The sequence below is a fragment of the bacterium genome (genome assembly GCA_024228115.1).
GTDB lineage: Bacteria > Myxococcota_A > UBA9160 > UBA9160 > UBA6930.
On record JAAETT010000150.1, the window covers coordinates 1 to 23,603 of the forward strand.

The 23,603-nt window shown below is 65.5% G+C and carries 24 protein-coding genes; 5 read left to right on the plus strand and 19 right to left on the minus strand.

Annotated elements, in window-relative coordinates:
* Positions 1-136: 136 nt before the first annotated feature.
* Positions 137-433: a hypothetical protein gene (locus GY937_07170; protein MCP5056495.1), complete on the minus strand. Its 297-nt coding sequence runs from the start codon at positions 431-433 to the stop codon at positions 137-139.
* A gap of 100 nt (positions 434-533) precedes the next feature.
* On the opposite strand from GY937_07170, the gene GY937_07175 reads away from it, so the two are divergent.
* Together GY937_07175 and GY937_07180 are read left to right on the plus strand one after the other, a co-directional pair.
* The gene (locus GY937_07175; protein MCP5056496.1) at positions 534-1,001 is read left to right on the plus strand and encodes an Rrf2 family transcriptional regulator; all 468 of its coding nucleotides are present in this window, start codon (positions 534-536) and stop codon (positions 999-1,001) included.
* Complete coding sequence (locus GY937_07180) at positions 998-2,107, plus strand: Mrp/NBP35 family ATP-binding protein (GenBank protein ID MCP5056497.1); 1,110 nt, start codon at positions 998-1,000, stop codon at positions 2,105-2,107. Before GY937_07175 ends, GY937_07180 begins: the two co-directional genes overlap by 4 nt.
* Before the next feature lie 22 nt (positions 2,108-2,129).
* Here GY937_07180 and GY937_07185 read toward each other — a convergent pair whose 3' ends face one another.
* Positions 2,130-2,843, minus strand: coding sequence for a hypothetical protein (locus GY937_07185; GenBank protein MCP5056498.1), 714 nt, complete (start codon positions 2,841-2,843; stop codon positions 2,130-2,132).
* A gap of 14 nt (positions 2,844-2,857) precedes the next feature.
* On the opposite strand from GY937_07185, the gene thiD reads away from it, so the two are divergent.
* Together thiD and GY937_07195 are read left to right on the plus strand one after the other, a co-directional pair.
* Entirely contained in the window at positions 2,858-3,661 is an 804-nt protein-coding gene (gene thiD, locus GY937_07190; GenBank protein ID MCP5056499.1) for a bifunctional hydroxymethylpyrimidine kinase/phosphomethylpyrimidine kinase, read from the plus strand.
* Positions 3,658-5,454, plus strand: a complete 1,797-nt coding sequence (locus GY937_07195; GenBank protein ID MCP5056500.1) for a DNA mismatch repair protein MutS — start codon at positions 3,658-3,660, stop codon at positions 5,452-5,454. Before thiD ends, GY937_07195 begins: the two co-directional genes overlap by 4 nt.
* Here GY937_07195 and GY937_07200 read toward each other — a convergent pair.
* The 7 genes from GY937_07200 to GY937_07230 form a co-directional block, all read right to left on the minus strand.
* Positions 5,443-6,834, minus strand: a complete 1,392-nt coding sequence (locus tag GY937_07200) for a UDP-N-acetylmuramate dehydrogenase (protein MCP5056501.1) — start codon at positions 6,832-6,834, stop codon at positions 5,443-5,445. The two genes, GY937_07195 and GY937_07200, sit on opposite strands and share 12 nt — an antisense overlap.
* Before the next feature lie 54 nt (positions 6,835-6,888).
* Positions 6,889-8,037: a beta-lactamase family protein gene (locus GY937_07205; GenBank protein ID MCP5056502.1), complete on the minus strand. Its 1,149-nt coding sequence runs from the start codon at positions 8,035-8,037 to the stop codon at positions 6,889-6,891.
* 7 nt (positions 8,038-8,044) lie between these two features.
* A complete protein-coding gene (locus GY937_07210; GenBank protein ID MCP5056503.1) occupies positions 8,045-8,959 on the minus strand; it encodes an LD-carboxypeptidase in 915 nt (304 codons plus the stop codon).
* 81 nt (positions 8,960-9,040) lie between these two features.
* Positions 9,041-9,694: an alpha-ketoglutarate-dependent dioxygenase AlkB gene (locus GY937_07215; protein MCP5056504.1), complete on the minus strand. Its 654-nt coding sequence runs from the start codon at positions 9,692-9,694 to the stop codon at positions 9,041-9,043.
* Between the two features lie 9 nt (positions 9,695-9,703).
* On the minus strand, positions 9,704-9,979 hold the full coding sequence (locus tag GY937_07220) for a MoaD/ThiS family protein (GenBank protein ID MCP5056505.1): 276 nt from the start codon (positions 9,977-9,979) through the stop codon (positions 9,704-9,706).
* Positions 9,980-9,982: 3 nt separating this feature from the next.
* The gene (locus tag GY937_07225) at positions 9,983-11,794 is read right to left on the minus strand and encodes an aldehyde ferredoxin oxidoreductase family protein (GenBank protein ID MCP5056506.1); all 1,812 of its coding nucleotides are present in this window, start codon (positions 11,792-11,794) and stop codon (positions 9,983-9,985) included.
* A gap of 62 nt (positions 11,795-11,856) precedes the next feature.
* Positions 11,857-12,681, minus strand: coding sequence for a nucleotide excision repair endonuclease (locus tag GY937_07230; GenBank protein MCP5056507.1), 825 nt, complete (start codon positions 12,679-12,681; stop codon positions 11,857-11,859).
* 143 nt (positions 12,682-12,824) lie between these two features.
* Here GY937_07230 and GY937_07235 point away from each other — a divergent pair, with 143 nt between their 5' ends.
* On the plus strand, positions 12,825-13,637 hold the full coding sequence (locus GY937_07235) for an SDR family NAD(P)-dependent oxidoreductase (protein MCP5056508.1): 813 nt from the start codon (positions 12,825-12,827) through the stop codon (positions 13,635-13,637).
* Positions 13,638-13,738: 101 nt separating this feature from the next.
* Here GY937_07235 and GY937_07240 read toward each other — a convergent pair whose 3' ends face one another.
* The 10 genes from GY937_07240 to GY937_07285 form a co-directional block, all read right to left on the minus strand.
* Positions 13,739-14,737, minus strand: coding sequence for a prenyltransferase (locus tag GY937_07240; protein MCP5056509.1), 999 nt, complete (start codon positions 14,735-14,737; stop codon positions 13,739-13,741).
* 70 nt (positions 14,738-14,807) lie between these two features.
* Positions 14,808-16,262, minus strand: a complete 1,455-nt coding sequence (gene dnaB / locus GY937_07245; protein MCP5056510.1) for a replicative DNA helicase — start codon at positions 16,260-16,262, stop codon at positions 14,808-14,810.
* Positions 16,263-16,396: 134 nt separating this feature from the next.
* Positions 16,397-16,861 carry a 50S ribosomal protein L9 gene (locus GY937_07250; protein MCP5056511.1) on the minus strand — a complete coding sequence of 155 codons (465 nt, stop codon included), beginning with the start codon at positions 16,859-16,861 and terminating at the stop codon, positions 16,397-16,399.
* Between the two features lie 8 nt (positions 16,862-16,869).
* Positions 16,870-17,358, minus strand: a complete 489-nt coding sequence (rpsR, locus tag GY937_07255; GenBank protein ID MCP5056512.1) for a 30S ribosomal protein S18 — start codon at positions 17,356-17,358, stop codon at positions 16,870-16,872.
* On the minus strand, positions 17,355-17,993 hold the full coding sequence (gene rpsF / locus GY937_07260) for a 30S ribosomal protein S6 (GenBank protein MCP5056513.1): 639 nt from the start codon (positions 17,991-17,993) through the stop codon (positions 17,355-17,357). The genes rpsR and rpsF overlap by 4 nt, the downstream gene beginning before the upstream one ends.
* Positions 17,994-18,162: 169 nt before the next feature.
* Positions 18,163-18,729 carry a pyridoxal 5'-phosphate synthase glutaminase subunit PdxT gene (pdxT, locus tag GY937_07265; GenBank protein ID MCP5056514.1) on the minus strand — a complete coding sequence of 189 codons (567 nt, stop codon included), beginning with the start codon at positions 18,727-18,729 and terminating at the stop codon, positions 18,163-18,165.
* An 8-nt stretch (positions 18,730-18,737) separates the two neighbouring features.
* Positions 18,738-19,643 (minus strand): pyridoxal 5'-phosphate synthase lyase subunit PdxS, encoded by a 906-nt coding sequence (gene pdxS / locus GY937_07270; protein ID MCP5056515.1) that lies wholly within the window; start codon positions 19,641-19,643, stop codon positions 18,738-18,740.
* A gap of 63 nt (positions 19,644-19,706) precedes the next feature.
* Positions 19,707-21,200, minus strand: coding sequence for a PLP-dependent aminotransferase family protein (locus tag GY937_07275; protein ID MCP5056516.1), 1,494 nt, complete (start codon positions 21,198-21,200; stop codon positions 19,707-19,709).
* A 106-nt stretch (positions 21,201-21,306) separates the two neighbouring features.
* Positions 21,307-22,698: a Na+/H+ antiporter NhaA gene (gene nhaA / locus GY937_07280; protein ID MCP5056517.1), complete on the minus strand. Its 1,392-nt coding sequence runs from the start codon at positions 22,696-22,698 to the stop codon at positions 21,307-21,309.
* Between the two features lie 142 nt (positions 22,699-22,840).
* Positions 22,841-23,443 (minus strand): aminoacyl-tRNA hydrolase, encoded by a 603-nt coding sequence (locus GY937_07285; GenBank protein MCP5056518.1) that lies wholly within the window; start codon positions 23,441-23,443, stop codon positions 22,841-22,843.
* Between the last annotated feature and the right edge of the window lie 160 nt (positions 23,444-23,603).

The window sequence follows — 23,603 nt, forward strand, 5'->3', positions numbered from 1 at the left end:
CCGTCAAGTCAATCCGATACCGCTTCTTCGACATACGGGCCCCATGAATCGGCCCGCGACACGGCGAGAACCGATTGGCTGCGGGGGACGCAGTGCTTAGCATGACAACACTTCCGCCTTTGGTCGATACAAGGGACTAGGCAGGCTGGGAGGGACCGCCAGCGGCGGCGGTGCGCCGGAGCAGGATCAGATTCCGGGAGTAGACGAACCAGCCGACCGCCTGCCCGACGAGGAAGATCGGCTCCTGGCGGTGCACGGCGTAGGTGAACATCATGGCGGCGCCAATCAAGCTGAGCCACCAGAAGGCCACGGGGACGTAGCTCCGGCCCGCCCGCTCGGAAGCGACCCACTGGACGAGAAAACGGGCGAAAAACATCGCCTGGCCGACCGCTCCAAACACGATCCAGAACCATGAGTCGTCCCACGTGCCCATTTCAGCCCCCTTTCGAAGCGCCGCAATCTCGCGGAAGCACCGCGCCGGGGCAAGCAGAAATCTTGACAGATTCGTCCGGATTTCCGAGCCTGAGCCTCCCATGCAGCTTCTGGCCCAGGAGGAATACGGCCTCCGCTGTCTGATCGAACTCTCGCGGCGAAACGGCGCGATGCTGACGATCCAGGAGATCGCCAAGGCCGAAGGCCTCTCGGCGGATTATGCGGCCAAGCTGCTTCGTGAGCTTCGGCGAGGAGGCCTGGTATCGAGCACCCGCGGTGCCTCCGGTGGCTACCGCCTGGCGCGCCCAGCCAACCAGATCACCGCCTGGGACGCCGTCCAGGTCTTGGGCGGTGCGCTCTTCCCGGAGGGCTTCTGCGCCTGCCATCCCGGCAAGGCGAAGTTGTGTGTGCGCGGAAACAACTGTGCCCTGCGCGCCCTCTGGCGAAGCGTCGATCTGGCCGTTCGTGAAGTCTTGACCCGGATCACCTTGGAAGATCTGCGACGCCAGGAGCCCGAAATGGCCCAATGGCTGAACACATTGCCCGCGCAAACGATGGAGAATGCATGAGTAACGTGACCGAAGAAGTCGTCATCGAAGCCCTTCGCCCGATCATCGACCCGGATTTCGGCAAGAGCATCGTCGATCTCGGCTTCGTGAAGGACGTGCGCATCGAAGAAAGCAACGTCTCCTTCAAGATCGAGTTGACCACCCCGGCCTGCCCGGTCAAGGAAGAGTTTCAACGCCAGGCGAAGGAGCGGGTGGAAGCCCTTCCGGGTGTGGAATCCGCCGAAGTGACGATGACCGCCAACACCCGAGGCCGGCGCGGCCCGGCACCCCAGGAAGGGCCGATCCTTCCCGGCGTGAAGAACACGATCGCTGTGGCCTCGGGCAAGGGCGGCGTGGGCAAGAGCACGACGGCGATCAACATGGCCCTCGCGCTCCGCGCCAGCGGCGCGACCGTGGGCGTGCTCGATGCGGATGTCTACGGCCCTTCTCTTCCCCTGCTCGCCGGCGTGAATCAACGTCCGCAGACAGCGAAGGGAGAAGACAAGAACCAGATCGTCCCCTTGGAGGCTCATGGGCTCAAGCTGATGTCCATGGGCTTCTTCCTCACCGACGACTCGCCCGTCATCTGGCGCGGCCCGATGGTGCACGGCTTGATTCGCCAGTTCCTGGTCGATGTCGATTGGGGTGAGCTCGACTACCTGTTGATCGATCTCCCGCCGGGCACGGGCGACGCGGCGCTCACGCTCACCCAGCAAGCGCCGCTTGCCGGTGCCGTGATCGTCACGACCGCGAACGATCTCTCGGTGATCGATGCGCGCAAGAGCCTCTCCATGTTCGAGAAGGTCGATGTTCCGGTTCTCGGCATCGTCGAGAACATGGCCTACTTCGTCCCGCCGGATCTTCCCGATCGCAAGTACCACATCTTCGGCAAGGACGGAGGCAAACGCATCGCCGACGAACTGGGCGTGGATTTTCTGGGCGAGATTCCGATCGATACCCGCGTGGTCGAAGGCGGCGACCTGGGACGCCCGATCCTCGTTCACGCCCCCGAGAGCGATGCCGCGGAAGCCTTCCGCTCCCTGGCCGGCAGCGTCGCCCGCAAGCTCGCCATCCTGGCAGCACGAAGCCCGGCCATCGCCGACGCCAACATCACCTGGGTGAGCTGAACGTCCGTTCGCCTAGGTGCGCCTAGCGGGTGCCGTGGAGAAGGTTGCGGTAGAGGGGCGGGGCAGGAAGTTTGAGATCCTTCGGTGCCCGATCGATATATTCCTGATAGCTGATCTGGCGTAGAGGAATACGCGGATCCGGATCGAAGAACGTCTCCGGCACCTGGACTTGCCGAGTCCAGTTCACGTAACGGTTCTCGGCGCGGCGTTGCGAACTGCGCATCCAGACGCGGGTGAGGACGGGCAGCTTTTCGTCGTCCTGGGTCGTGCAGACTTCGCGGCGACCTTCCTGGCTCGTCAGGCGGTAGAGATCGCATTTGTTCCCCGCGAAATCCTGCTCGCGGACGAATTCACCCCCGGCCGCGACCAGCGCGTCGAGTTCCCTGCCGAAGGGTCGCTTGCCGGCTGCGGAATCCTTCAGCGCTTTCGGATTCCGCTCGATGCTCACCCCCGTCTGCTCCAGGCGGTCGATGATGATATAGCGGTCGCCGCGAACGAGGGTCACGATCGGATGCGCCGCGATCACGGTCTCCGAGCGGAAGAGTGGCCCTCGGGACCAGAGCTGCTCGACGCTGATGGGGACATCCCCAGCCGCGTACTTCTCCGCGTACCACATGTCCTGGGCATCGGCGGTGTGTGCGGCCAGCCCGAACAGGGCGACGGCGAGCACCAGCGTGCCTGCCCAGCCTCCCGATCGTGTTCCGTCCCGCAACAAGGCGGCGATCTTACCGTTCATTACCTTCCCCGCCCATGACCAGCCGGAGGATCGCGTGCTCGGTGGCCGGCTCGGACCCCACAGGGGGTGCCGGGCTCCAGCTCGACCTGCAGGTCTTCCGGGCGCTGGGTGTGCACGGAGCCGCCGTCCCGACGGCCCTTACCATTCAAGACACCGTCAAGGTCCATCGGGTGCTGCCAACCTTCCCGTCGGTCGTCTTGGATCAACTTCGCGTGCTGTTCGGCGATCTTCCGCCCCACGCCTTGAAGCTCGGCATGCTCGCCAGTGATGATGTGGTGCGAAACGTCGCATGGGGGTTGGAGGTGCTGCCCCCGGCCACTCCGATCGTCATCGACCCCATCCTGTTCTCCAGCAGCGGAACGCCGCTCCTGGAGCGACGGGCCTGGCCGATGCTCCAGGAACTGTTCGGGCGCGCCGCTCTCGTCACCCCGAACCGGCCCGAGGCGGAGGCCCTGCTCGGCTGCGACGTCGGCACACCTAAAGCTGCCGAGGAGGCCGCGCGCGCATTCATCAAGGAGTTCGGCGCGGAAGCGGCCCTGGTCAAGGGAGGCCACGCGGAAGGTGCGCCGGATGATGTGCTCGCCCATCGGGAGGGCGACGAGATCCGCGTCGAGTGGCTGTCCGGGGAGCGCATCGAAACGGGGCCGGTCCACGGAACCGGCTGCGCCCTCTCGGCAGCTGTCACCGCAGAACTTGCCATGGGTCGTGGTCTGCGCGACGCCGTCGTCACCGCCCATGCCTTCGTGGCCGACGCAATCCGAAACTCGTTTCCAGCAGGCAGCGGCGCCCGCCTGCTGGGCTTTCCAGCGCCGGCATGAGCGAAACGCCGCAGGAAATCTACGCAGATCGCAAGGCGAGGCGGAGCGCGGATGCCGATCGTTGGGCAGCCCTCGATGCCCGGCTGCAGAGGGTGCGGCTCGGCGTCTTCGCCGTTGGCGTTGCGATGGCATTCGCTGTCTTCGGCGCGGACGCGCTTGATTTCCGCTGGCTCGCGCTCCCGACCGTTCTCTTCATCGGGCTGCTCTTCTGGCACGATCGGGTGCTGGGATTCCGGGCACGGGCAGAACGTGCGACGGCCTTCTTCGAGCGCGGAATCGCTCGGCTCGAACATCGCTTCGCCGGCAACGGAACGAGTGGTTCCGAGCATGAGCCGGCCGATCACGCCTACGCGCGGGATCTCGATCTCTTCGGCGAAGGATCCCTCTTCGAACGCATGTGTCTGGCGCGTACCCGCGGCGGGGAGGAGATGCTGGCGAGCTGGCTGCTCTCACCGGCGAAGGTCGAAGACGTCATTGCCCGTCAGGAAGCCGCAATCGAGCTTCGGGATCGTCTCGATCTCCGCGAAGATCTCTGTCTCGTCGGCGATGACGTGCGGTCGGGCCTTCACCCGGAAACCCTGCGGCGCTGGGGCGAGGCACCGCCGGTCGGCTTCCATGCCGCTCATCGGGTCATCGCCGTGACGATGGCCGTGGTCACGCTCACGACGCTGGCCGCCTGGCTGCTTGGCTCCCTGGGGCCTGCCGGCCCCGTGGCCTTTGCCTTCGTGGGTGCCGCCCAGCTCGCCTTTGCGTGGCGGATTCGAAGACGCGTCCAGGCCACAGTGAAGGCGGTCGACGGGCCGACACGAGATCTCGACCTGCTGGCTCGCCTGCTCGAACGCTTCGAGCGAGAGCCGGCCAGCTCACCGCATCTGGTTCGCCTGCGCCAGGCGATCGAAACGGAGGGTCTGCCCCCATCCGCACAAATCTCACGGTTGCACCGTTGGGTCGAGTTGCTCGACGCGAGGCGCAACATGTTCTTCGCGCCCCTGGGCGGGCTGATGCTCTGGACCAGCCAGCTCGCCATGCAGATCGAGAGCTGGCGGATCGCCTGCGGCACGACCCTCGGCGACTGGATCGACGCGGTCTCCGAGCTCGAGGCATTGGTTTCCGTCGCCAGCACGGCCTACGAAAACCCGAGCCATACGTTTCCGTCGTTCTCCGGGGGTTCGCCCTGCTTCCGGGCCAGCGAGCTCGGCCACCCCCTCATCCCCACGGAAGATTGCGTCACGAACGATCTCCAGCTCGATGGCGAACGCCAGGTATTGATCGTCTCCGGCTCCAACATGTCCGGCAAGAGCACCCTGCTTCGCAGCGTCGGTGTCGCCGCAGTTCTCGCCCAGGCCGGAGCTCCCGTCTGCGCTCGTTCACTGCAGCTTTCGCCTCTCGCGATCGGCGCTTCGCTGCACGTGATCGATTCCCTACAGGAAGGAACCTCCCACTTCTACGCCGAGATCAAACGCGTGCGCCTCGTCGTCGAGCTGGCCGAGGGCGAACTTCCCCTGCTCTTCCTGCTCGACGAGATCTTCCACGGGACCAATTCCCACGATCGAGGCATCGGCGCCGAAGCCATCGTCAAGGCCCTGATCGAACGGGGCGCAATCGGCCTCGTCACGACCCATGATCTCGCACTCACCCGCGTCGCAGAGGCCCAGGCGCCGAAGGCCGCCAACGTCCACTTCGAAGACCATCTCGAAGACGGCCAGATTGCATTCGACTACCGCATGCGGGAAGGCGTCGTCAGGAAGAGCAACGCCATCGCGCTGATGCGCAGCGTGGGGCTACCGGTCTAGGCGAGCCAGCAGCTTGTCCCAGATCCCGTCGAAGCTGCCATTCGAAAGGGTGACGACGACATCCCCCGGAGCGAGCTCACCCGCCAGGTGATCCACGATGGCATCCACATCCTCACACGCCTGGGCCGAAACCCCGCGAGCGACGAGATCGTCAGCCAGACGATCCGCCGAGAGACGTTCCTTGACGTCGCCAGTGGCGCTGTAGATCGGCGCGTCATCGACCTTCGCGACCACGACGTGTCCGGCGCCGGCAAAGGCCTGGGCATACTCGTCCTGGAAGAGTGCACGACGGCTGGTATTCGAGCGAGGTTCGAAGACCGCCACGATGCGGCGGCCGGCATAGCGAGCCGCGAGCGCCTCGACCGTCGCCCGCACTGCAGTCGGATGGTGGGCGAAATCGTCGATCACGAGGACGCCCCCGGCTTCGCCGCGAATTTCCTGGCGGCGTTTTACGCCGCGGTAGCGCTCAAGAACACCCGCTGCTTCCACCAGGGACGCACCCGTGGCTTCTACCGCCAGGAGCCCAGCCAGGGCATTTGCGACGTTGTGCCCTCCGACCAGCCCGAGACGGGAACGCGCGACGATGTCTCCACTGCGGCGCGCATCTCTGAGGTCGAAGAAGCACCCCCGCTCATCCGTCTCCAGATTCACGGCGACGAGATCACCGGCGGAGCCATGACCCTCGTCGACTCCGTAGCGAACCACCGGACAGGGAGCGTCGGTCAGCACCTCGTCGATCGTCTTGGCTTCCGCTGCGGCGATGATCGTGCCGTCGACAGGCATGCGCGAAACGAGAATGCGGAACTGCTCCTGGATATGCGCCAGATCGCGATAGATATCCGCATGGTCGAATTCGATCGAGGTGATGATCAGCGTCTTCGGGTGGTAGTGGAGAAACTTGGGAGTCTTGTCGAAGAAGACCGTGTCGTATTCGTCACCTTCGACCACGAAATCCGGCCCGTCGCCCTCTCGAAAGCTGCCGTCGAAGTTGGCCGTAATCCCACCGACCAACATCGAAGGATCCCGGCCGAGCTCATGGAGCAGCGTTGCGATCAGACTCGTCGTCGTCGTCTTGCCGTGGGTACCCGTCACCACGACCGAATGCCGCCCGCGGATCGCGTGTTCGTAGAGCGCGTCGGAAAAGGAAAGCACCGGCAATCCGTCGTCCATCGCCGCGCAGGCTTCAACGTTGTCCGGGCGCACCGCGTTTCCGATCACCACGAGATCGGGCCGTCGCGTTCGCACGTGGGCCGGGGAAAAGCCGATCTGCACGGGGATTCCCCAACCTTCGAGGGCTGTGCTCATGGGCGGATAGACGCCCTCGTCGGAGCCCGTCACCTCCCAGCCCCGGCCTTTCAAGAGGCCGGCCAGGGAGCCCATGCCGGTACCGGCAATGGCAACGAAATGCACGTGCAAGTGAGAGCGCTCCCGTAGCTAGGCGGAGAAAGCCTCTCGGACGAGGTCGTGGATCTCGGCACGCAAGGCGAATCGACTCTTCTTTGCCACCAGATGGATCCGGTTGGTCAACATGACCACCACGCAATCGGCTTCGAGATCGATCCAGAGCGACGTTCCGGTGAATCCGAGGTGCCCGATCGAGCTCCTCGAGAAGTGGCTTCCCGACGATGACGCGCCCTCGCTCGGCGTATCCCAGCCGAGCGCCCAATCCGAGTTCTCAGGGAGGTTCTGCCGGGTGGCGAACATCTCGAGCGTCTCGCGGGACAAGGCGTCGCTGCGGCCGTGCCACACATCGAGAAGGGTCTGACCGAAGCGCAATACGTCGTCGGCAGGAGCAAAGAGCCCAGCGTGCCCGGCCACGCCACCCATGACCGATGCGTTCGGGTCGTGCACCTCGCCCCACAGGATGCGGCCACGCCACGGGCAGTTCTCGGTGGCGGCGAAGCCACGACGCAAGGCATCGGGCGCCTCCGCCTCGGCCAGAGGGGCGAAACCGGTCTTCGTCATGCCGAAGGGACGAAACACGCGTTCCTCGCAGACGTCTTCCAGGGGCTTCCCAACGACCGCCTCGATCAACGCGCCGAGCACGATCATGTCGAGGTCTCCATAGACCGCTGCGGTTCCGGGCTCATGCACGAGAGCAGAACGACAGATGCTCTCGATCACCCATTTCTTCGCCTCGGGTGTGCCGATGAGCTGGTCACCCTTCTTCCGCTCGCGCTCGAGCAACGTCTCATGGAAAGCGCGCCACGGCTTGAGCCCCGACGAGTGCGTCAACAGGTGACGGATCGTCACGAATTCCTTGTCCCGCTCTCCAAAATGGGCGAGGTGCTTCGCGACGGGATCGTCGAGCGCGACACTTCCCTCCTTCACGAGGCCCATCATCACCGTCGTCGTGGCCATCACCTTGGTCAACGACGCCAGGTCGAAGTTCGTTTCCCTGGCCATCGGGATGCGCTCGGGGCGTGCCACAGCCAGACCCCGCACGGAGGCATGCTCGAGCAGTTCTCCTTCCCGACGCATGCTCGCCAACACCACCGCGCCGGGCATCACCGCGGTATCAATGGCCTTGTCCAGCGCCCGATCCACCTTGCCGAGCTTGCGCTGGATTACCGCATGCTTCATCGCCTTCTCACCCCCTCTGAACTCCACTCTCAAGCAGCGTCAACGTCCCGCGCCGGCCGTCGAGCTCGGCGCGTACCCCCACAGGCCAGGTGAGGTTGGGGCTCTGGTGCCCGAATGGCAAGCCGAAGACGAGGGGCACACCGAGGGGAGCGAGCAGCTCCATCAAGACCTCCTCGGCCTCCGGCTGGACGCGCTTCTTGTCGTCACATCCAACCAGGTGACCAACGCCGATGCCCTGAACCCCAGCGAGCTTGCCCGCCGCCTCGAGCTGGGTGAGAAGCCGGTCCAGGGCGTAGGGCCGCTCACCGATCTCTTCGAACAACAGGATGGCGCCGCGGGTATCGACCTCCCAGGGCGTTCCCAGGCTGGCCGCCAGGAGAGTCAGCGAGCCACCCACCAGCCTGCCCTTTGCCAACCCGCGGCGTCGGCCCTCCCCCAGGAACGGCGCCTGCTTCTCGCCAGCCAGGGCCGACACGAGGGAAGCCACTTCCGCCGGCGACGGGCCGCGGCGCGCGTTGAACATGAGGCCGTGGAAGCCGGCCAGGCCGGCCAATTTGCGCTGCCAGAGCAGCAACGTCGTGACGTCACTGAAGCCGATCAACGGCTTGCCTGCCTGACGGACCCGAGCGGCATCCAGCCCGCTGACCATTCGCTGGCAGCCGTAGCCTCCGCGGACACACAGAATGGCATCGATCCGCGGATCCTCGACGAAGCCCATCAGTTCCTTCGCCCGGGCGGCATCGGTGCCCGCCAGATAGCCGCGAGCGCGGGTGGGATCCCGGCGGATGCGGATGCGGAAGCCGGCTCCCCGGAGTGCGGCCAACCCGGCAGCGAGCGCATCGGAATCGGCCGGAAACGCCGGAGCGGCGATACCGATCGTATCCCCCGGAACCACCGCGCGCGGCTTTCGGAAACGCGGCACGCGTGGCACTCCCATTGGGGGAAGTCTAGAGGAAGGGTCCGCACGCGCTCGCGGAACGTTCTGCGAGCGCGCGAGAAAACCCTACCGGCAGAGCCGGCGCCACGTAAGGCTCAAGCGCCCGCCCACGCGGGCCGGCCGCTTTCCACCGCGCCGAGGCAGCTGATGCTTCCAGTTTGCGTTGGTCGGGTGCCGCATGCTCAGCAGGCTTCCGGAGGCGAGAGGAATCGTGATCGTCTCGAATTCGCGGGCGGCCTCACCTCGTCTGCGGAACTGGAAATCCCGACAGGCACCGAGGGAGAGCGAGAGGATTCGCGGCGCTTCGCCGAGATCGCGCTCATCGTCGGCATGCCAGCCAATGCAATCGCTGCCGTCCCGATAGTGATTCACCAGGACGTAGTTGCTCTCGAAACCAGTGCGCTCGTAAAGGAGTGCGCGAAGCTCAGCGAGGGCTGGAGACCATGGGCGCGCCACAACCTCACCACCCGAAAATGCGTAGGCGGTGCCGGGATCTCCGTAACCGGCTTGCTGGCGAGGTATCCGCACCATCCGCCCGGTGAAGGGCTGTCGCATCATCGAGGCTTCCGCCGAGTCGAATTCGAGCTCCTCCAATAGACGCGGCATCAGGGCTCGGGCGACCCCCGGCACGAGAAAGCGCGCATCGTACTCGACGCAGGCACCGTTGGCGTTCAGATATTCGATCGCCTCGCCGAGATTGCGGGAAGCACGGACTGCCACGAGCCGAGGTCAGCCGCCGGCGACCGGAGGAAAGAAGTCGATTTCTTTCTCGCCATCGATCCTGGTGGCAGCGCCACCCAGCCAGCGCACGTTCCTGCCCGCCACGAAGATGTTGACCCGCCGGGAGAGGCCGCCGTCCTCGGTGAGCAGATGTTCCCGAAGCGCCGGCCAGCGCGCGGCCAGGCTCTCGATCAAGGTCTGGATCGTCGCGTCGGGGGGCAATTCTATGTCCAATGTCTTCGCTCCAACGATCGGGCGAAGCATGGCGTAGAACGTGAGCTTCATGGCCTAACGAACTTCCAGCTCCTCGAGCTTCTCCTTGGACACCACGCCCTCTTCCCATCCCCGCGCGGCGTAGTATTCGACCAGCATGTCGCTGAGCTCGGAGACATGTCCCTTGGAACCCCCCAGGGTCGAGGCTTCTTCGGTATAACGCGCGGGCAGCATATCGGCTTCGACGCCGGCCAGGTTGTTGTAGTGGCGTTCCATGTTGTAGATGCGTTCGCCCGTGCGCATGACGTCATCCGCACTGAACTGGATGCCCATCGCGGTCGCGTATTGGGCGGCATACACCTCTGCGTCCTCTGCGAAGGCGCTGAATTTGCAGAGATCGAGGCTATCCGAAAACGCGTGGAGATCCTGGAAGACCTTGACCAGCTCGCCCTTGCCTTTCCATTCGAGCGGATCGGCTTCGATCGGCACCACCCCGAGCTCGGCGGCTGCGACATAGGCGCGCAAATGGCAAGCGCCTCGGTTGCTCGTGGCGTAGCCGAGGCCCATGCCCTTCAGGCCTCGCGGATCGTACGCCGGCAAGGCCTGACCCTTCACCGTCATGGAGATCTCCGGATGGCCGATCTCGGCTGCGGCCATCGCCGGCCCTTCGCCCAATGCCTTGCCCAGACCTCGACGAGCACCGACATCTTCGGTCAACGCCACCATCGCCTGGGTATCTCCCCAGGCCAGCCCCTGGCCCTCGGCGACCCAACCCTTCTCGGTTGCCTCCATCCACATGGAATAGGCGTTGCCGAGTTCGATGGGATCCATGCCCAGGTCGTTGCACTGGTCGATCAGCTTCGCGATGGCCGCCACATCGTCGTTGTCGCAGTTGGCGCCGAGGCTCCAGGCCGGCTCGTACTCGACACTCTCCATGCGCAGCCCCTTCCACGGGCCCTCTTTGATTTCGACTTCTTTCTTGCACGCCACCGGACACGCATGGCAGGTCGGATTTCCGACGAGAATGTTCTGCTCGACGAATTCGCCGCTGATCTTCTCTGCACGGTCGCCGAACGCAGTGAGCTGGCTGTTGCGCGTGCCCAGCGCGCCGATCGTATTCGTGCCATTCATCAGCACGTTGGTGCCGTACACGGAGAGCCCGCCCTTGCGCGGGCTGGTGATGTTGCCCTCGTCGCGAATCGTATCCAGTGCCCGGCTGCGTATGGCCTTCCAGGCATCCGCGTCGTCGACCGTGCTCTTCTTCTTCCCCGCCCGGACCACGATGGCCTTGAGGTTCTTCGCACCTCCCACCGCGCCCGTGCCTCCGCGCCCGAACGCACGGTCATCTTCGTTCAGCCAGGCCGCGAACCGCACGAGGTTCTCGCCAGCGGGGCCGATCGCGGTGACAGAGAGATCCTTCTCGCCGTAGCGCTCCTGGAGGATTCGAATGGTCTCATGGATGTTCTTGCCCCAGAGATCGGACGCGTCGCGCAGCTCGAGCTGACCATCCTCGATGAAAGCGTATACGGGGGCGTCGGCGCGCCCTTCGAAGACGAGGCCATCGAAACCAGCCCAATGCAGACGCGCCCCGCTCCATCCACCCTGGTGGCTATCGGTCACGGTTCCGGTGAGCGGCGATTTCGTGACACAAGCCCAGCGGCCACTCATGCTCGTTTCGCTGCCGGTCAGGGGGCCATTCATGAAGCAGAGCAGGTTGTCCGGGGAGAGAGCCTCGACCTCCGGGCCCGCTTCGAGCACGTAGCGGACGCCGAGGCCGCGTGCGCCTACATAGCTGCGCACCCAATCCTCGGGCGCCGGTCGCATCTCCCATGTCCTGGCGGCAAGATCGATGTGGGCAATATCTCGACCGAAGGTGCAGAGCTCCATGACGTCCTCCAGGAAAAGTGACAACTGGGGGGCCAACGTACCCTACCAGGGCGTGCGAGGCCTCAACCCGGCGGGTGAGCGATGAACAGAGCGTCGCGTTCTTCCTGAGAGACGAAGCAGCCTCGACGCCCAGCCGCGCGGAGGGCAAGACGCAGCTTGCGTGCGTCGCTCTCGTAGAAGGCGTCGAGCAGACGCAGGTCTTCACCGACCTGATCCGCGTTCTCGCGAGCATCCGGCTTCTCGAGCAGCTGTCCGGCAATCTGCTTCAGAACGGCCTGGGACTCGCCGCCAAGCAAGCGCTCGATTCCCGGCATCCGATTCTCGATCCGCCTGAACGCAACGACGCGGGACCCTCGGACGAGCGGGAGCTCCGGCAAACGGGAGCGGGGCTCCCGGTGGCCGAGCAGGTCGAGAAGTGCGACGAGTGCGTCAAAGGCATCGCGAGTCCGATGTCGGGAGCGGAAGACGCCATGCCAGCTCGGATTCAGCTTCGGGTAGGCGTCCACACGGGTCGAGAAGACCAGGAAGGACTGGTGGGCCTGCGCCGCCGTTCCGATCGCCGGGTAGAGGAAGGTGTAGGCTCCCTCGACGTTGTAGCGCGGGCGCAGCGTACGGATCAGCTCGTTCTCGACCAGCAGGGCATCGCGCTCGCTGGGTTGGATCCGCACCTCGAGGGTGCTCGCCTCGCGTACGATCGTGCGCATCTTGCGGTGAACCTTGCGTCGACTGGCGTTGCGGTAGCCCTGGAGCCGGCGACGGATGTTCTTGGCCTTGCCGGCATAGAGCACCGTGCCCTCCTCGTCCTTGAAGAGGTAGACGCCCGGTTCCGCCGGCAGCTCACGCAGCAGATCCGCACCGAATTTGCGATCGAATCGTTTGAGTCCCACCCCGGGGCGAGCCTAGGGAAACGGGACGTCTCCTGCGTCCTCGCCGTGCCCGAAGGCGAAAGGGCCCAGATCCGACCCATCGCTTCGAGATCGTGGTATGCGTAGTGATGGAGCCGGGAGCTGGGCCGGCGAGGAGGAAAGACGTGATCGTTCTGATTACCGGAGCCTCGGGTGGCCTGGGCGAGGTGCTAGGCGCCAGCCTCGTGGGAAAAGGTGCAACGGTGTACGGCACCATGCGCGATCCCGGCAAGAAGAAGGAAGAAACCCCCTTCGTGATGCTGCCAATGGAGGTCACGGACCCGGCTTCCGTGGAGCGCTGCATTGGCGAAGTGCTCCGACGCGAAGGCCGCATCGATGCCGTCGTCAACTGCGTGAACCAGATGTTCATCGGGTCCGCCGAGGAACAGGACATCGAGGAGGTCCGATCCCTCTACGACTCGAACGTCTTCGGGATCATGCAGATCTGCAAGCAGGTGGCCCCCATCATGCGGAAACAGGGGAAGGGCACGATCGTCAACATGAGCTCGTTGGGCGGCCTGCTGGCCGTGCCCTATATGAGCGCCTACACCTCGGCGAAATTCGCGCTCGAAGCGTTCAGTGAGGCCCTGTACCACGAGCTGAAGCCGGACAACATCGACGTGGTCATCATGCAACCGGTGGCGATGAAGATGGAGAGGCCGGCCACGGGGTCCCACCTACGAACCGTCGCGAATGCCGCGGCGGACTCCTTCAGCCACAAGATGGTCGCGCAGATGGCACGGGACACCGCCGCCAGCAAGCTCACGCCGGAGATGGTGGCGGAGAAGATCTACTCGGTGCTTTCCAACCAGAAGAAACCCCTCCGCGTTCCGATGGACCGGGCCAGACCACTCACGCTGGTCAAGCGCTTGGCTCCGCAGTCGGTGATCGACCGGCTGATCGGGGGCCTGATCAAAGGAGCGAATCGCGGCTCGTAGCGGGGACGTTCTTTCCGCTGTTTCCGTTAGTCCGGGAGGGGCAGAGCCCCTCCCGGACTAACGGAAACAGCGGAAAGAACGTCCCCGCTCTCGCTCTCCTCCTAGAAGCGCGAGATCGCGACGTCGGCGACCAACGCGAGCAGGAAGAGCCCGCCGAAGCGCCGGTTGTACCAGAAGGCGGTGGCGACCAGGTAGAGGGGCCAGACGCCCTTGGGTAGATCCTCCGGGGGTTCGCTGGGCCGAGGCTCGCGGTACACCTGGAGGACCCGCCGCAAGGACGGCGCCACCGCCAGGGAGAGCAGCATGACGGGATGGAAATAGCCCGTTGCGACCAGGTAGACGACGACCCCGAGCTGGGCCACGAGCATGCCGATCACGGTCCAACGCGAGGCGGCCTCGCCGAGGATGACGGGCAGGGTGTGGATCCCCTTCGCCTGGTCCTCCTCGAGCTTGTCGATGTGCTTGCCGAACAGGACGGCGGTCGGTCCGAGGGCATAGGCGATGCTGGCCCACGCCACCGGCGTGCTCCACTCGCCGGTGATCACGTAGTAGCCGCCGCCTACCATGAGCGGGCCCCACACCGCCAACACGGCCGGCTCGCCCAGGCCGATGTACTTGAGCGGCCAGGTGTAGAGCAGGACGAAGAACGCACCGGCCCCGAGCAACCAGAGCACGCCCTGACCGCCCGTCGCGACCAGCCAGACGCCGATCGCGAGTGCCGCCAGGCCCGTGAACGCGATGTACTGGAGCGACTGGCGTGTCGTCATCAACCCGGATTCGACGGGCTGGGCACCGTATTGGGTGCGGAAGTAGTTGTCCTTGTCGACACCCTTCCAATGATCGGTGAGATCGTTGACGAGGTTGTTGGTGGCATGAGCCAGGAGCAGGCCGAGGGTGACCAGCAGCCACTTCCCGAGATCGAAGGCTCCCGCCTTGACCGCCAGCAAACCGGCGAAGGCAGCGGAGACGAAGGTCATCACCAGAACGGCCGAGCGCGTGGCGATCAGCCAGCGCGACACCAGATCCAGCGCATCCCATTCCTGTTTGTCGACCTGGGGCATGACCCGCAAGGCACGGGCCCACATCGATACGTTCGGCATCCGGGTAGTGTGACGGCTTACCGAATCGGTTGCACCATCCGGGCGATCGGCCGGAGCCGCGCCCCGCGGCTCAGAAGACCGGCTCGTCCCCGGCGCCCGAGGGCCCGATACCGCCGTCGAAGCCGGCGTCGTCTCCCGGGCCTCCCATACCACCAGGCAACGGCGGGAGATCCGGCGGCTCATCGGTCGAACGGTTGGCAAAGCGGGCGTACTGACCCTCGAAATCGAGCTTCACGGTGCCTGTGGGGCCATTCCGCTGCTTCTCGATGATGATCTCGGCCAGGCGCGGGTCGGCCGTTTCCTTGTTGTAGACGATGTCCCGGTAGATGAACGCAATCACATCCGCGTCCTGCTCGATGGCACCGGATTCGCGAAGATCGCCCATCATCGGACGGCGCTTGTCCGGATCGCGCTGCTCCGGGCCGCGGTTCAGCTGGGAGAGCGCGATGACCGGCAGATCGAGCTCCTTCGAGAGCGCCTTCAAGCCGCGCGAGATCTCCGCGATCTCGAGATCCTTTCGGGCGTTGTTGCCTGCTGCACTGGCCAGCTGCAGGTAGTCGACGATCACGAGGTCGAGCCCATGCTCCGCGTGCAGCCGACGGCTCTTGGCCTTGATCTCCAGGATGTCGAGCGCGCCGGAATCATCGATCCAGATATTCGCCTGAGAGAGCTTGTCCGCCGCAACCTGCAGCTTCCGGTAATCCGACATGGGAAGGAAGCCCTTCCGCAGGCTCGAGAAGTTGATCTGGGCTTCGGTCGAGAGCAACCGCACGATCAGCGAGCGGGTGGTCATTTCCAGGGAGAAGACCGCAGCGTTCTTTCCGTGCCCGACAGCGGCGTTGCGCGCGATGTTCAACGCGAACGCCGTCTTGCCCATGCTAGGCCGTGCAGCGATAATGATCAGTTCGCCGGGCTGAAGGCCGCCTGTCATTTCATCGAGATCGTGGAAGCCCGAGGGGAGACCGGTGAGATCCCCGCCCCGGTTCATGATGGCTTCGACGTAGTCGAAGGTGCCGGGCATCTCGTCATGCAGGCTCGCAAACGAGCTGCGGCTCTGGGCCTTGGAGACCTCGAAGATCCGCGACTCTGCGAAATCGAGCAGCTGGTCGGCGTTGCCGTCTTCGTCGTACCCGGTCTCGGCGATCTCGCTGGCCACCTGGATGAGCCGGCGCTTCACGGCCTTGTCGCGCACGATCCGTGCGTGGTGGGACACGTTGGCGCTGGTCGCGGCGAAGTCCGCGATCTCGGCGAGTGCGACCGGGCCACCGACGGCATCGAGGGTCTTCTCGGTGGTCAGATACTCGGAAAGCGTGATCAGATCGACAGGGCGACGCTCGTCGTGGATCGTGAGCATCGCTCGCAGGAGAAGCTGATGCGACGGGTGGTAGAAATCATCCGGGGAGACATCTTCGAAGATCTCGTGGAAGACGCGCGGATCGAGCAGTAGCGCCGAGAGAACCGATTTTTCAGCGTTCAGGTCATGGGGCGGAACCCGGCCACCGAGCAGGTCGCCCGTGGAAGTCAGGGTTCCATCGCCGCCACCGCGCCGCGGACGTCGCCGCGGCTCGCCCGCGGCCTCGCCATGAAACGGTGTCGCCTCGCCCAAGGATCACCCCCTCCTCGAACGACGCCGGAGGGACGTCGCTGCCGCCGAGTGTACTACGCCTCGGGCGTCGTCGCGGCGGTAACCTTCAGCTTCAGCTTCGCGATCACGTCCCGGTGCAGTTTCACCGGCACTTCGTGATCGCCCAGCTCCTTGATCGGCTCCTTCAAGTCGATCTTTCGGCGATCGATCTCGATTCCCTTGGCCGCCACCAGTTCGGCGATCTGAAGGGTCGTGACCGAGCCGAAGAGCTTGCCTTCTTCGCCCGCCTGGGCCTCGACCTCGAGCCGTAGTTGCTCGAGACGATCCTTGGCTGCGTTCAGGTCCTTGAGCTGCTTGGCCATGTTCTCGGCGATGATGCGCCGATGGTGCTCGAGCTCCTTGACCTTGGCGGCCGTGGCAAAGATCGCCTTGCCCTGGGGGATCAGGAAATTGCGGGCGTAACCGGGTTTGACGTTCACCAGATCACCGGCGTCGCCAAGCCTGGCAATGTCCTCACGTAGGATCACTTTGACCGCCATGCCGTCTCCTAGTTCCCGTGGTGGGGCGCATAGGGCATGAGCGCCAGCTGCCGGGAGCGCTTGATGCCGAGAGCCACAGCGCGCTGATGCTTCGCGCAGTTGCCCGAGATGCGGCTGGGAATGAGCTTCCCTGTCTCGGTGATGAAGTAGCGCAGGCCCTTCGGATCCTTGTAGTCGATCTCGGCATTCGAGTCCGCGCAGAAGCGACAGACCTTCTTGCGCAGCATGCTGCCCTTGGACTTCTTCTGCTTGCGGGCCTTCTTGCGGGCGCGGGCACGCAACCGAGCCTTGACGCTCATGGGACCGCGCTCGCGGCGCTCGCCGTCGCGGTCGCCGTCGCGGCGGAACCCACCGCCACCGCCACCGCCGCGATATCCGCCATCGCCGCCACCGCCACCGCGGGGGCCATCGCTTCGATAGCCACCATCGCCGCGCGGAGCATCGCTACGGGGGGAGTCTGTCTGGGGGGGGCGCGGGGCGTTCGGATCGTCGCTCATCCTGCCGTCTCCTCAGTCTTGGGTTCGGTTTCAGCCGGTGCCTCAGTGGGCTCCGCGGCGGCGTCCGACGTTTCCGCCGGGCTGGCCGCTGCTTCGGCGGGTGCATCTGCAGGGGCGCTTTCGGCCGCTGCTTCAGCGGGTGCATCTGCCGGGGCGGCGTCGGCCGAAGCCTCCACCTCACCGGATTCAGGGGCCACGGCCGGTTCCGGAGGCGGCGGTGCCGCAGCCGCAGCTGCTTGACGTGCTCGCTCCTCCTCGGCCTCGCGTTCGGCGCGCTCTCGGGCGCGCTCCGCCCGAATCCGCTCCTCTTCCGCGGCCTCGGCCTTGCGTGCGTCCACATCGGCCACGGCATCCGTGCGCTGTACGGTCAAGAACCGCAGCACGGATTCGTCGAGCCGAAGTACCCGCTCGAGGGGGGCCACGGCCTTGCCCTCGTCCAGGTAGTAGGTCGTGACGTACCGGCCCTTCTGGAACTTGCGAATCTCGTAGGCCAGGCGTCGCTTGCCCTGATCGTCGTGCAGGAGCCGGTTGGCTCCCTCGCGCTCCAGGACGCCGTCGACGCGTCCGAGCAGCTCAGCGCAGCCCTCGTCGCTGATCTCGGGCTGGACGATGAACGTCGTTTCGTATTCCCGCATATTCCTCCCCTTGGTCGCCCGCGCCACTGGGCCGCGGTGTGCCCCCGCTCTTCCTGAGGCCTGCCGCGGGGGCGGGCGTCATGGCGGGGACCGAGGTGTTTTCGAAGGGGCGAGAGTTAGCAGAACCGGCCCCCGCGGTCACCTCCCCGCTCGGATCAGGAGATTCGGCTCAGGAGATCAGCAGCGCGTGGAGCCGCGTGTCCGGGGTGAGTTCCGGGTGGAAGGTGGCCGCCCACAGATTGGCCTGGCGGATCAGGACCGGCCGGCCCTCGACCCGTGCGAGGGTTTCGACCTCCGGGCCCAGCTCCTCCAGCTGGGGGGCCCGGATGAAGACACAGCGGAGGCCCTCGAGGCCCTCCTTCGCGCCGTCGTCGACGGGTGCCGCAAAGGAATCGACCTGCGTTCCGTAGGCGTTTCGCACCGCTACGGCATCCAGCAGGCCCAGGGTCGGGACCGGATGCTGCTGGACCGCCCGGGCCAGCAGGATCGCTCCGGCACAGGTGCCGAGCACGGGCCGACCGCTGGCTGCGAATTCGCGCACAGGCTCCCATAGAGCGAGCCGATCCATCCCCTTGGAGATCGTCGTGCTCTCGCCGCCCGGCAAGATGAGCGCGGCCAGGCCGTCCAGATCCTTCTCACGAAGGACCGGGACGGCCCGAGCTCCCGCCCTGCCAAGCGCGCGCGCGTGGGCTGCCACGTCGCCCTGGATTGCCAGGATGCCAACCGACGGCGTCACGTCCGCTCCTACCAGCCCCGATTGGCGAGCCGCTCGCTCTCGTCGAGGGTCTCCATTTCGATCCCCTCCATCGCCTTGCCGAGCCCCCGGGAGGCATTCAGCACCTCGGCGGGCTCCTGCCAGTGGGTGGTCGCGTGCACGCAAGCCCTGGCGCGACTCTCCGGATCCTCGCTCTTGAAGATGCCGGAGCCGACGAACACCGCCTCGGCGCCCAGGCTCATGCAAAGCGCGGCATCGGCAGGCGTTGCGATCCCTCCGGCGGCGAAGTTCGGCACCGGCAGCTTGCCATGCTCGTGCACATAACGAACGAGATCGACCGGCGCGCCCATCTCCTTGGCCTGGGTCGCCAGCTCTTCCACACGCAGGGCCTGAATGGCGCGGATGTCGCCGTTCACCTGGCGCAGGTGCCGAACCGCCTCGACGATGTTGCCGCTACCCGCCTCTCCCTTGGTGCGGATCATCGCCGCACCCTCGCCAACCCGGCGCAGCGCCTCGCCCAGATTGCGCGCACCGCATACGAACGGCGAGCGGAATGGAGCCTTGTCGATGTGATGGGCATCGTCGGCCGGTGTCAGCACCTCGCTCTCATCGATGAAGTCGACACCCAGGGCATCGAGCACCTGGGCCTCGGCAAAGTGGCCGATGCGTACCTTGGCCATCACCGGAATCGACACCTCCTTCTGGATGCCTTCGATGATCTGGATCGCGCACATGCGCGCGACGCCGCCCTCAGCGCGGATATCCGCCGGCACGCGTTCGAGCGCCATCACGGCGGTCGCTCCGGATTGCTCCGCAATCTTGGCTTGATCCGGCGTGGTCACATCCATGATCACGCCACCTTTCATCATTTCAGCCAGGCCGATCTTCAGCTCGTAGGACTGGGCGTCCTGTCGGCCCTCGTTGTTCTCGCTCATGGGGGGTTCCCTCCTTTGGGTTGATTCAGACGGGATCGAATCGATTCGAGCAAAGCGCTCGAGTCAGACGTGAACGTGCGCGCGCCGGGCCTTGCGGGCACCGAGCCGCTCGCGAACCAGCGCGCCCAACAAGGCGATACCGCGGCGGATCTCCTCCGGGTTCGAGAGCCCGATCGATAGCCGCATGCCGCGGGAGGCTCGCCCATCGTGCAGGAATTGAAAGCCGGGCGCGATCAGGACACCGGCGCGCAGTGCGTCGGCGAAGAGCTCGCGGGTATCCAGGGGCTCGGGCAGTTCGACCCATACCTGGTAGCCACCCTCAGGGCGCTGCCACTCCGTGCCTTCGGGCATCTCGGCTTCGAGGCTCTCCATCAGCGTATCCCTCCGCTCGCGTAGCTTGCGGCGCAAGGTGGCCAGATGCCGATCGTAGGCGCCACTGCGAAGGAAATCGGCGAGCGCGGCCTCCAGCGGCAAAGCGCCCCCGAGATCCGCGGCATGTCGCAGGGCGAGCAATCCGTCGACATGACGACCGCAACCCACCACCGCACCACAACGCAGGCCCGGAAAGAGGGATTTCGAGAAGGAGAGCAGCTGGACGACCAGTCCCTCCTCGTCGAGCGCCATCAACGAGGGGACCGGGCGGCCCGTGAAGCGTAGATCCATCTCATACGCGTCCTCGAGCACCGGCTTGCCATGTCGGCCCGCAATCTCCAGCAGCTCCTGCCGGTGCGCTAGATCCGTGGTCGTGCCCATCGGATTGTGAAACGTCGGGATCGTGTAGAAGAGCTTCACGTCCGAACGGCTCAAGACCCGGTCGAGCGCATCCAGATCCGCGCCATCCTTCCGCATGGGCACGGGCACGACATGGATGCCGAGACCGATCGCGGCCGCCAGGGCGTTCTGATAGGTCGGCTCCTCGACGGCCACCGTATCCCCGGCTTCGGCGAAGAGACGCAGCCCCAGGGAAATAGCCTGGCTCGCGCCCTGGCAAAGGACGATCTGGTCACCTTGCACCTGGCTGCCCGCTGCCCGGAGTCGTTCCGCTACGGCCTCACGCAACCCCGGATCGCCTTGCGGATCGCCGTAATCGAGAAGCTCGGGCCCCTGCGTCGCAAAAGTGCGGTTGAGGGCTCGGCGGAAGGCCTCGGCGGGAAACAGGGACGGATCGGGCTTCAGCGCCTGGAGCTGGATCGCATTCGCCGTATCGCCGTAGGCGACCCGTGTGCTCTCCAGGTCGAGCAGCCTCTGGGTCACGCCGGCCAGCCGCGTCTGGACTGGCAGCGTCGCCCCGCCGACCCGCGGCCGCAGCCCGCGCACGAAGGTGCCCCGCCCGACCCGGGCGTCGACCACACCTTCTGCGGCCAGGGTCTCATACGCCGTGCAGACCGTGTCGCGGTTCACCCCGAGGCTTCGCGCCAGCTCTCGGATCGGCGGCAAGCGGTCCCCGGGCACGAGCGCGCCGGCGACGACCCGGTCGCGGATCTGCCCGGCGATCTGGAGGTAGACCGGAGCCCCGATCCCTCGGTCCCCGCTGCGTTCGATCTGGAGGTCGATCATCGTGTGGCAGGATAGTCCGGGATCAATACCCCCTCAATCCTGAAAAAATCGACCAATTAGCCGAAAGATATACCTGTCTAGACCGGACAATGCCGGGACAATCGGGCTAGTCCTGGGCGACCTTGTTCTTGGGCAGCGAGCGGGCCAACACGACGAGCCCGGCGGCCGTGGCCATGACCGATCCGATCAGGATGCCGACCTTCGAGCCGGCCGTGTGGACCGGATCGTCGAAGGCCAACGCCGTCACGAAGAGTGCCACCGTGAAGCCGATGCCCGCGAGCACACCGGTGGCAGCGATCATTCCCCAGTTCACGCCGGTGGGGAGCTCGGCGAGCCCGCTTCGAACCGCGATCCAGGAGAAGAAGGTCACGCCGATGGGTTTTCCCAGGACCAGCCCGAGCGCAACCGCCCAGGCCACACTGAGCGCCATCGGCTCGCCGAGCGTCGAGGTATCGAGAACGACCCCCGCGTTGGCCAGGGCGAAGATCGGCATGATCACGAACGCTACGGGCCGTTCGAGGATGTTCACCAGGAAGTCGAGCGGAGAGAGCGACTCCCGCGCCAACACCATGAGCTCTCGGCCGGCGTGGTGTCGCTGGTGCCCACCCTGATCCACCGATTCCGGGGTCTCATGGACGCCGATCAGGACTTCACGCAGGTGCTCCAAGGCGTGGCGACCACGGTCGACCAGGCTCTCGTGGTCTTCGTCTTCCAGCCCGCACGGCGTGAGAAAGCCAAGCAAGACACCCGCGATCGTGGCATGCACACCGGAGTGGTGGGTCTCGAACCAGACGAAAAAGCCAACGACGATGTAGGGCAGAAACGATCGGATGCCGGCCTTGTTCATGAGGAAACAGAACACCAGGCCACCGACAGCCAGCCCGAGCGCACCCAGGTGGATTTCGGCGGTGTAGAAAATGGCGATCACGGCAATCGCGCCGAGATCATCCGCGATGGCCAGGGCCAGCAGGAAGATGCGCAGGCTCGACGGAACACGCGGGCCCAGCACCGAGAGGGCCGCAACCGCGAAGGCGATATCCGTGGCCATGGGAACGCCCCAGCCGTTGGCTGCGGGTCCACCGTATTGGAGCCATGTGTAGATACCCGCCGGAACGACCATCCCACCCAGGGCACCGAGGATCGGCAGCATGGCGCGGGTTCGGGTCGAAAGCTCACCCTCGACCATCTCCCGCTTGATCTCCATGCCGACGACGAAGAAGAAGATCGCCATCAGCCCGTCGTTCACCCAATGGGCGAGAGAGAGCTCCAGGGTGAAGAAATCGCCGAGCTGGAAGCCCAACGGCGTGTGCCAGAAATGCGCGTACGATTCGCCCCACGGCGAATTCGCCCAGACCAGGGCGACCACTGCTCCGATGAGCAGCAAGATGGCGCTCGAGATTTCGAGCTCCATGAACTGGACGAACGGGCGGGCCATCCGCTCGGCAAGCTTTGCCTGGCGGCGAGGAGTGGGGAGACGCGGCGGTTTGGAATCCGGCATGGGACGCAGGGGCTCAGCTGCCATGGAGGCCGAGATCGGCGAAATGTGGGCGCACTGTACCCGTTCCGCATCGACAGCGCCGAAGCGGGGCCCCATTTTCTGCACTGGCGAAACGACCCGGCGCTCATCAGCGCGACCGCCTCTATTCGCCGGGCGAAATCTCCACGCTTTCGGGAAATGGGCCGTTGAAACGATCCATCGCCGCCGCGGCGCCCTCGGCCAGGAAACACAACGCGGCGTCGGCAGCTCGCGGGACGGCATCCTGCAGGAGCGTCTCTTCCTCTTCACGAAACGACTGAAGAACCCAATCGACCGGATCGACGTTCGCCGGCGGGCGACCCACACCGAAACGCAAGCGCGGCACGTTCTCGCTTCCGAGCTGACGGAGGATGTCGCGGAGACCGCGCTGGCCGCCGTCGCTGCCTTCGGGCCGCAGACGGAGTCGGCCGAGGGGCAGATCGAGATCGTCGAGCACGACGAGCAGATCGCGTTCCGGCTCGCGGATGTCCAGTTCGCGGAGTGCCTGGGCCACAGCCTCCCCGGAGCGATTCATCCAGGTCTCGGGCAACAACAGGGCGATCGCGACTCCCCTGGCCCGACCCTCTCCGAAGCGCCCGGAAAACCGTGTCTGATCGACATCGATCCCCGCGCGCTCTGCCAGACATGAAACGACGCGGAAGCCCGCGTTATGCCGCGTGCTCCTGTATCGGCCGCCTGGGTTGCCCAGGCCGACGACGAGCTTCATTCCCCCACCGCAGGGGCCAGGCTAGCCCCAATCCGTCATTGGATCCGGGCCCCTGAGGGTATCGGTCCGGGTCAGGCGGCGAGTTGTTCGATGGCCCGATTGAATCGTTGGCGGGTGGAGGCCTCGGCAGCGATCCGCAGCTCGGCGCGCCCCTGAGGCC

Bases quoted from the DNA above. Each gene is read 5' to 3' on its own strand.
- GY937_07170 (MCP5056495.1), bottom strand. From the start codon at position 433: ATGGGCACGTGGGACGACTCATGGTTCTGGATCGTGTTTGGAGCGGTC.
- GY937_07175 (MCP5056496.1), top strand. From the start codon at position 534: ATGCAGCTTCTGGCCCAGGAGGAATACGGCCTCCGCTGTCTGATCGAA.
- GY937_07180 (MCP5056497.1), top strand. From the start codon at position 998: ATGAGTAACGTGACCGAAGAAGTCGTCATCGAAGCCCTTCGCCCGATC.
- GY937_07185 (MCP5056498.1), bottom strand. From the start codon at position 2,843: ATGAACGGTAAGATCGCCGCCTTGTTGCGGGACGGAACACGATCGGGA.
- thiD (MCP5056499.1), top strand. From the start codon at position 2,858: ATGACCAGCCGGAGGATCGCGTGCTCGGTGGCCGGCTCGGACCCCACA.
- GY937_07195 (MCP5056500.1), top strand. From the start codon at position 3,658: ATGAGCGAAACGCCGCAGGAAATCTACGCAGATCGCAAGGCGAGGCGG.
- GY937_07200 (MCP5056501.1), bottom strand. From the start codon at position 6,834: ATGGGCTCCCTGGCCGGCCTCTTGAAAGGCCGGGGCTGGGAGGTGACG.
- GY937_07205 (MCP5056502.1), bottom strand. From the start codon at position 8,037: ATGAAGCATGCGGTAATCCAGCGCAAGCTCGGCAAGGTGGATCGGGCG.
- GY937_07220 (MCP5056505.1), bottom strand. From the start codon at position 9,979: ATGAAGCTCACGTTCTACGCCATGCTTCGCCCGATCGTTGGAGCGAAG.
- GY937_07225 (MCP5056506.1), bottom strand. From the start codon at position 11,794: ATGGAGCTCTGCACCTTCGGTCGAGATATTGCCCACATCGATCTTGCC.
- GY937_07240 (MCP5056509.1), bottom strand. From the start codon at position 14,737: ATGCCGAACGTATCGATGTGGGCCCGTGCCTTGCGGGTCATGCCCCAG.
- GY937_07250 (MCP5056511.1), bottom strand. From the start codon at position 16,861: ATGGCGGTCAAAGTGATCCTACGTGAGGACATTGCCAGGCTTGGCGAC.
- rpsR (MCP5056512.1), bottom strand. From the start codon at position 17,358: ATGAGCGACGATCCGAACGCCCCGCGCCCCCCCCAGACAGACTCCCCC.
- rpsF (MCP5056513.1), bottom strand. From the start codon at position 17,993: ATGCGGGAATACGAAACGACGTTCATCGTCCAGCCCGAGATCAGCGAC.
- pdxS (MCP5056515.1), bottom strand. From the start codon at position 19,643: ATGAGCGAGAACAACGAGGGCCGACAGGACGCCCAGTCCTACGAGCTG.
- GY937_07275 (MCP5056516.1), bottom strand. From the start codon at position 21,200: ATGATCGACCTCCAGATCGAACGCAGCGGGGACCGAGGGATCGGGGCT.
- nhaA (MCP5056517.1), bottom strand. From the start codon at position 22,698: ATGCCGGATTCCAAACCGCCGCGTCTCCCCACTCCTCGCCGCCAGGCA.
- GY937_07285 (MCP5056518.1), bottom strand. From the start codon at position 23,443: ATGAAGCTCGTCGTCGGCCTGGGCAACCCAGGCGGCCGATACAGGAGC.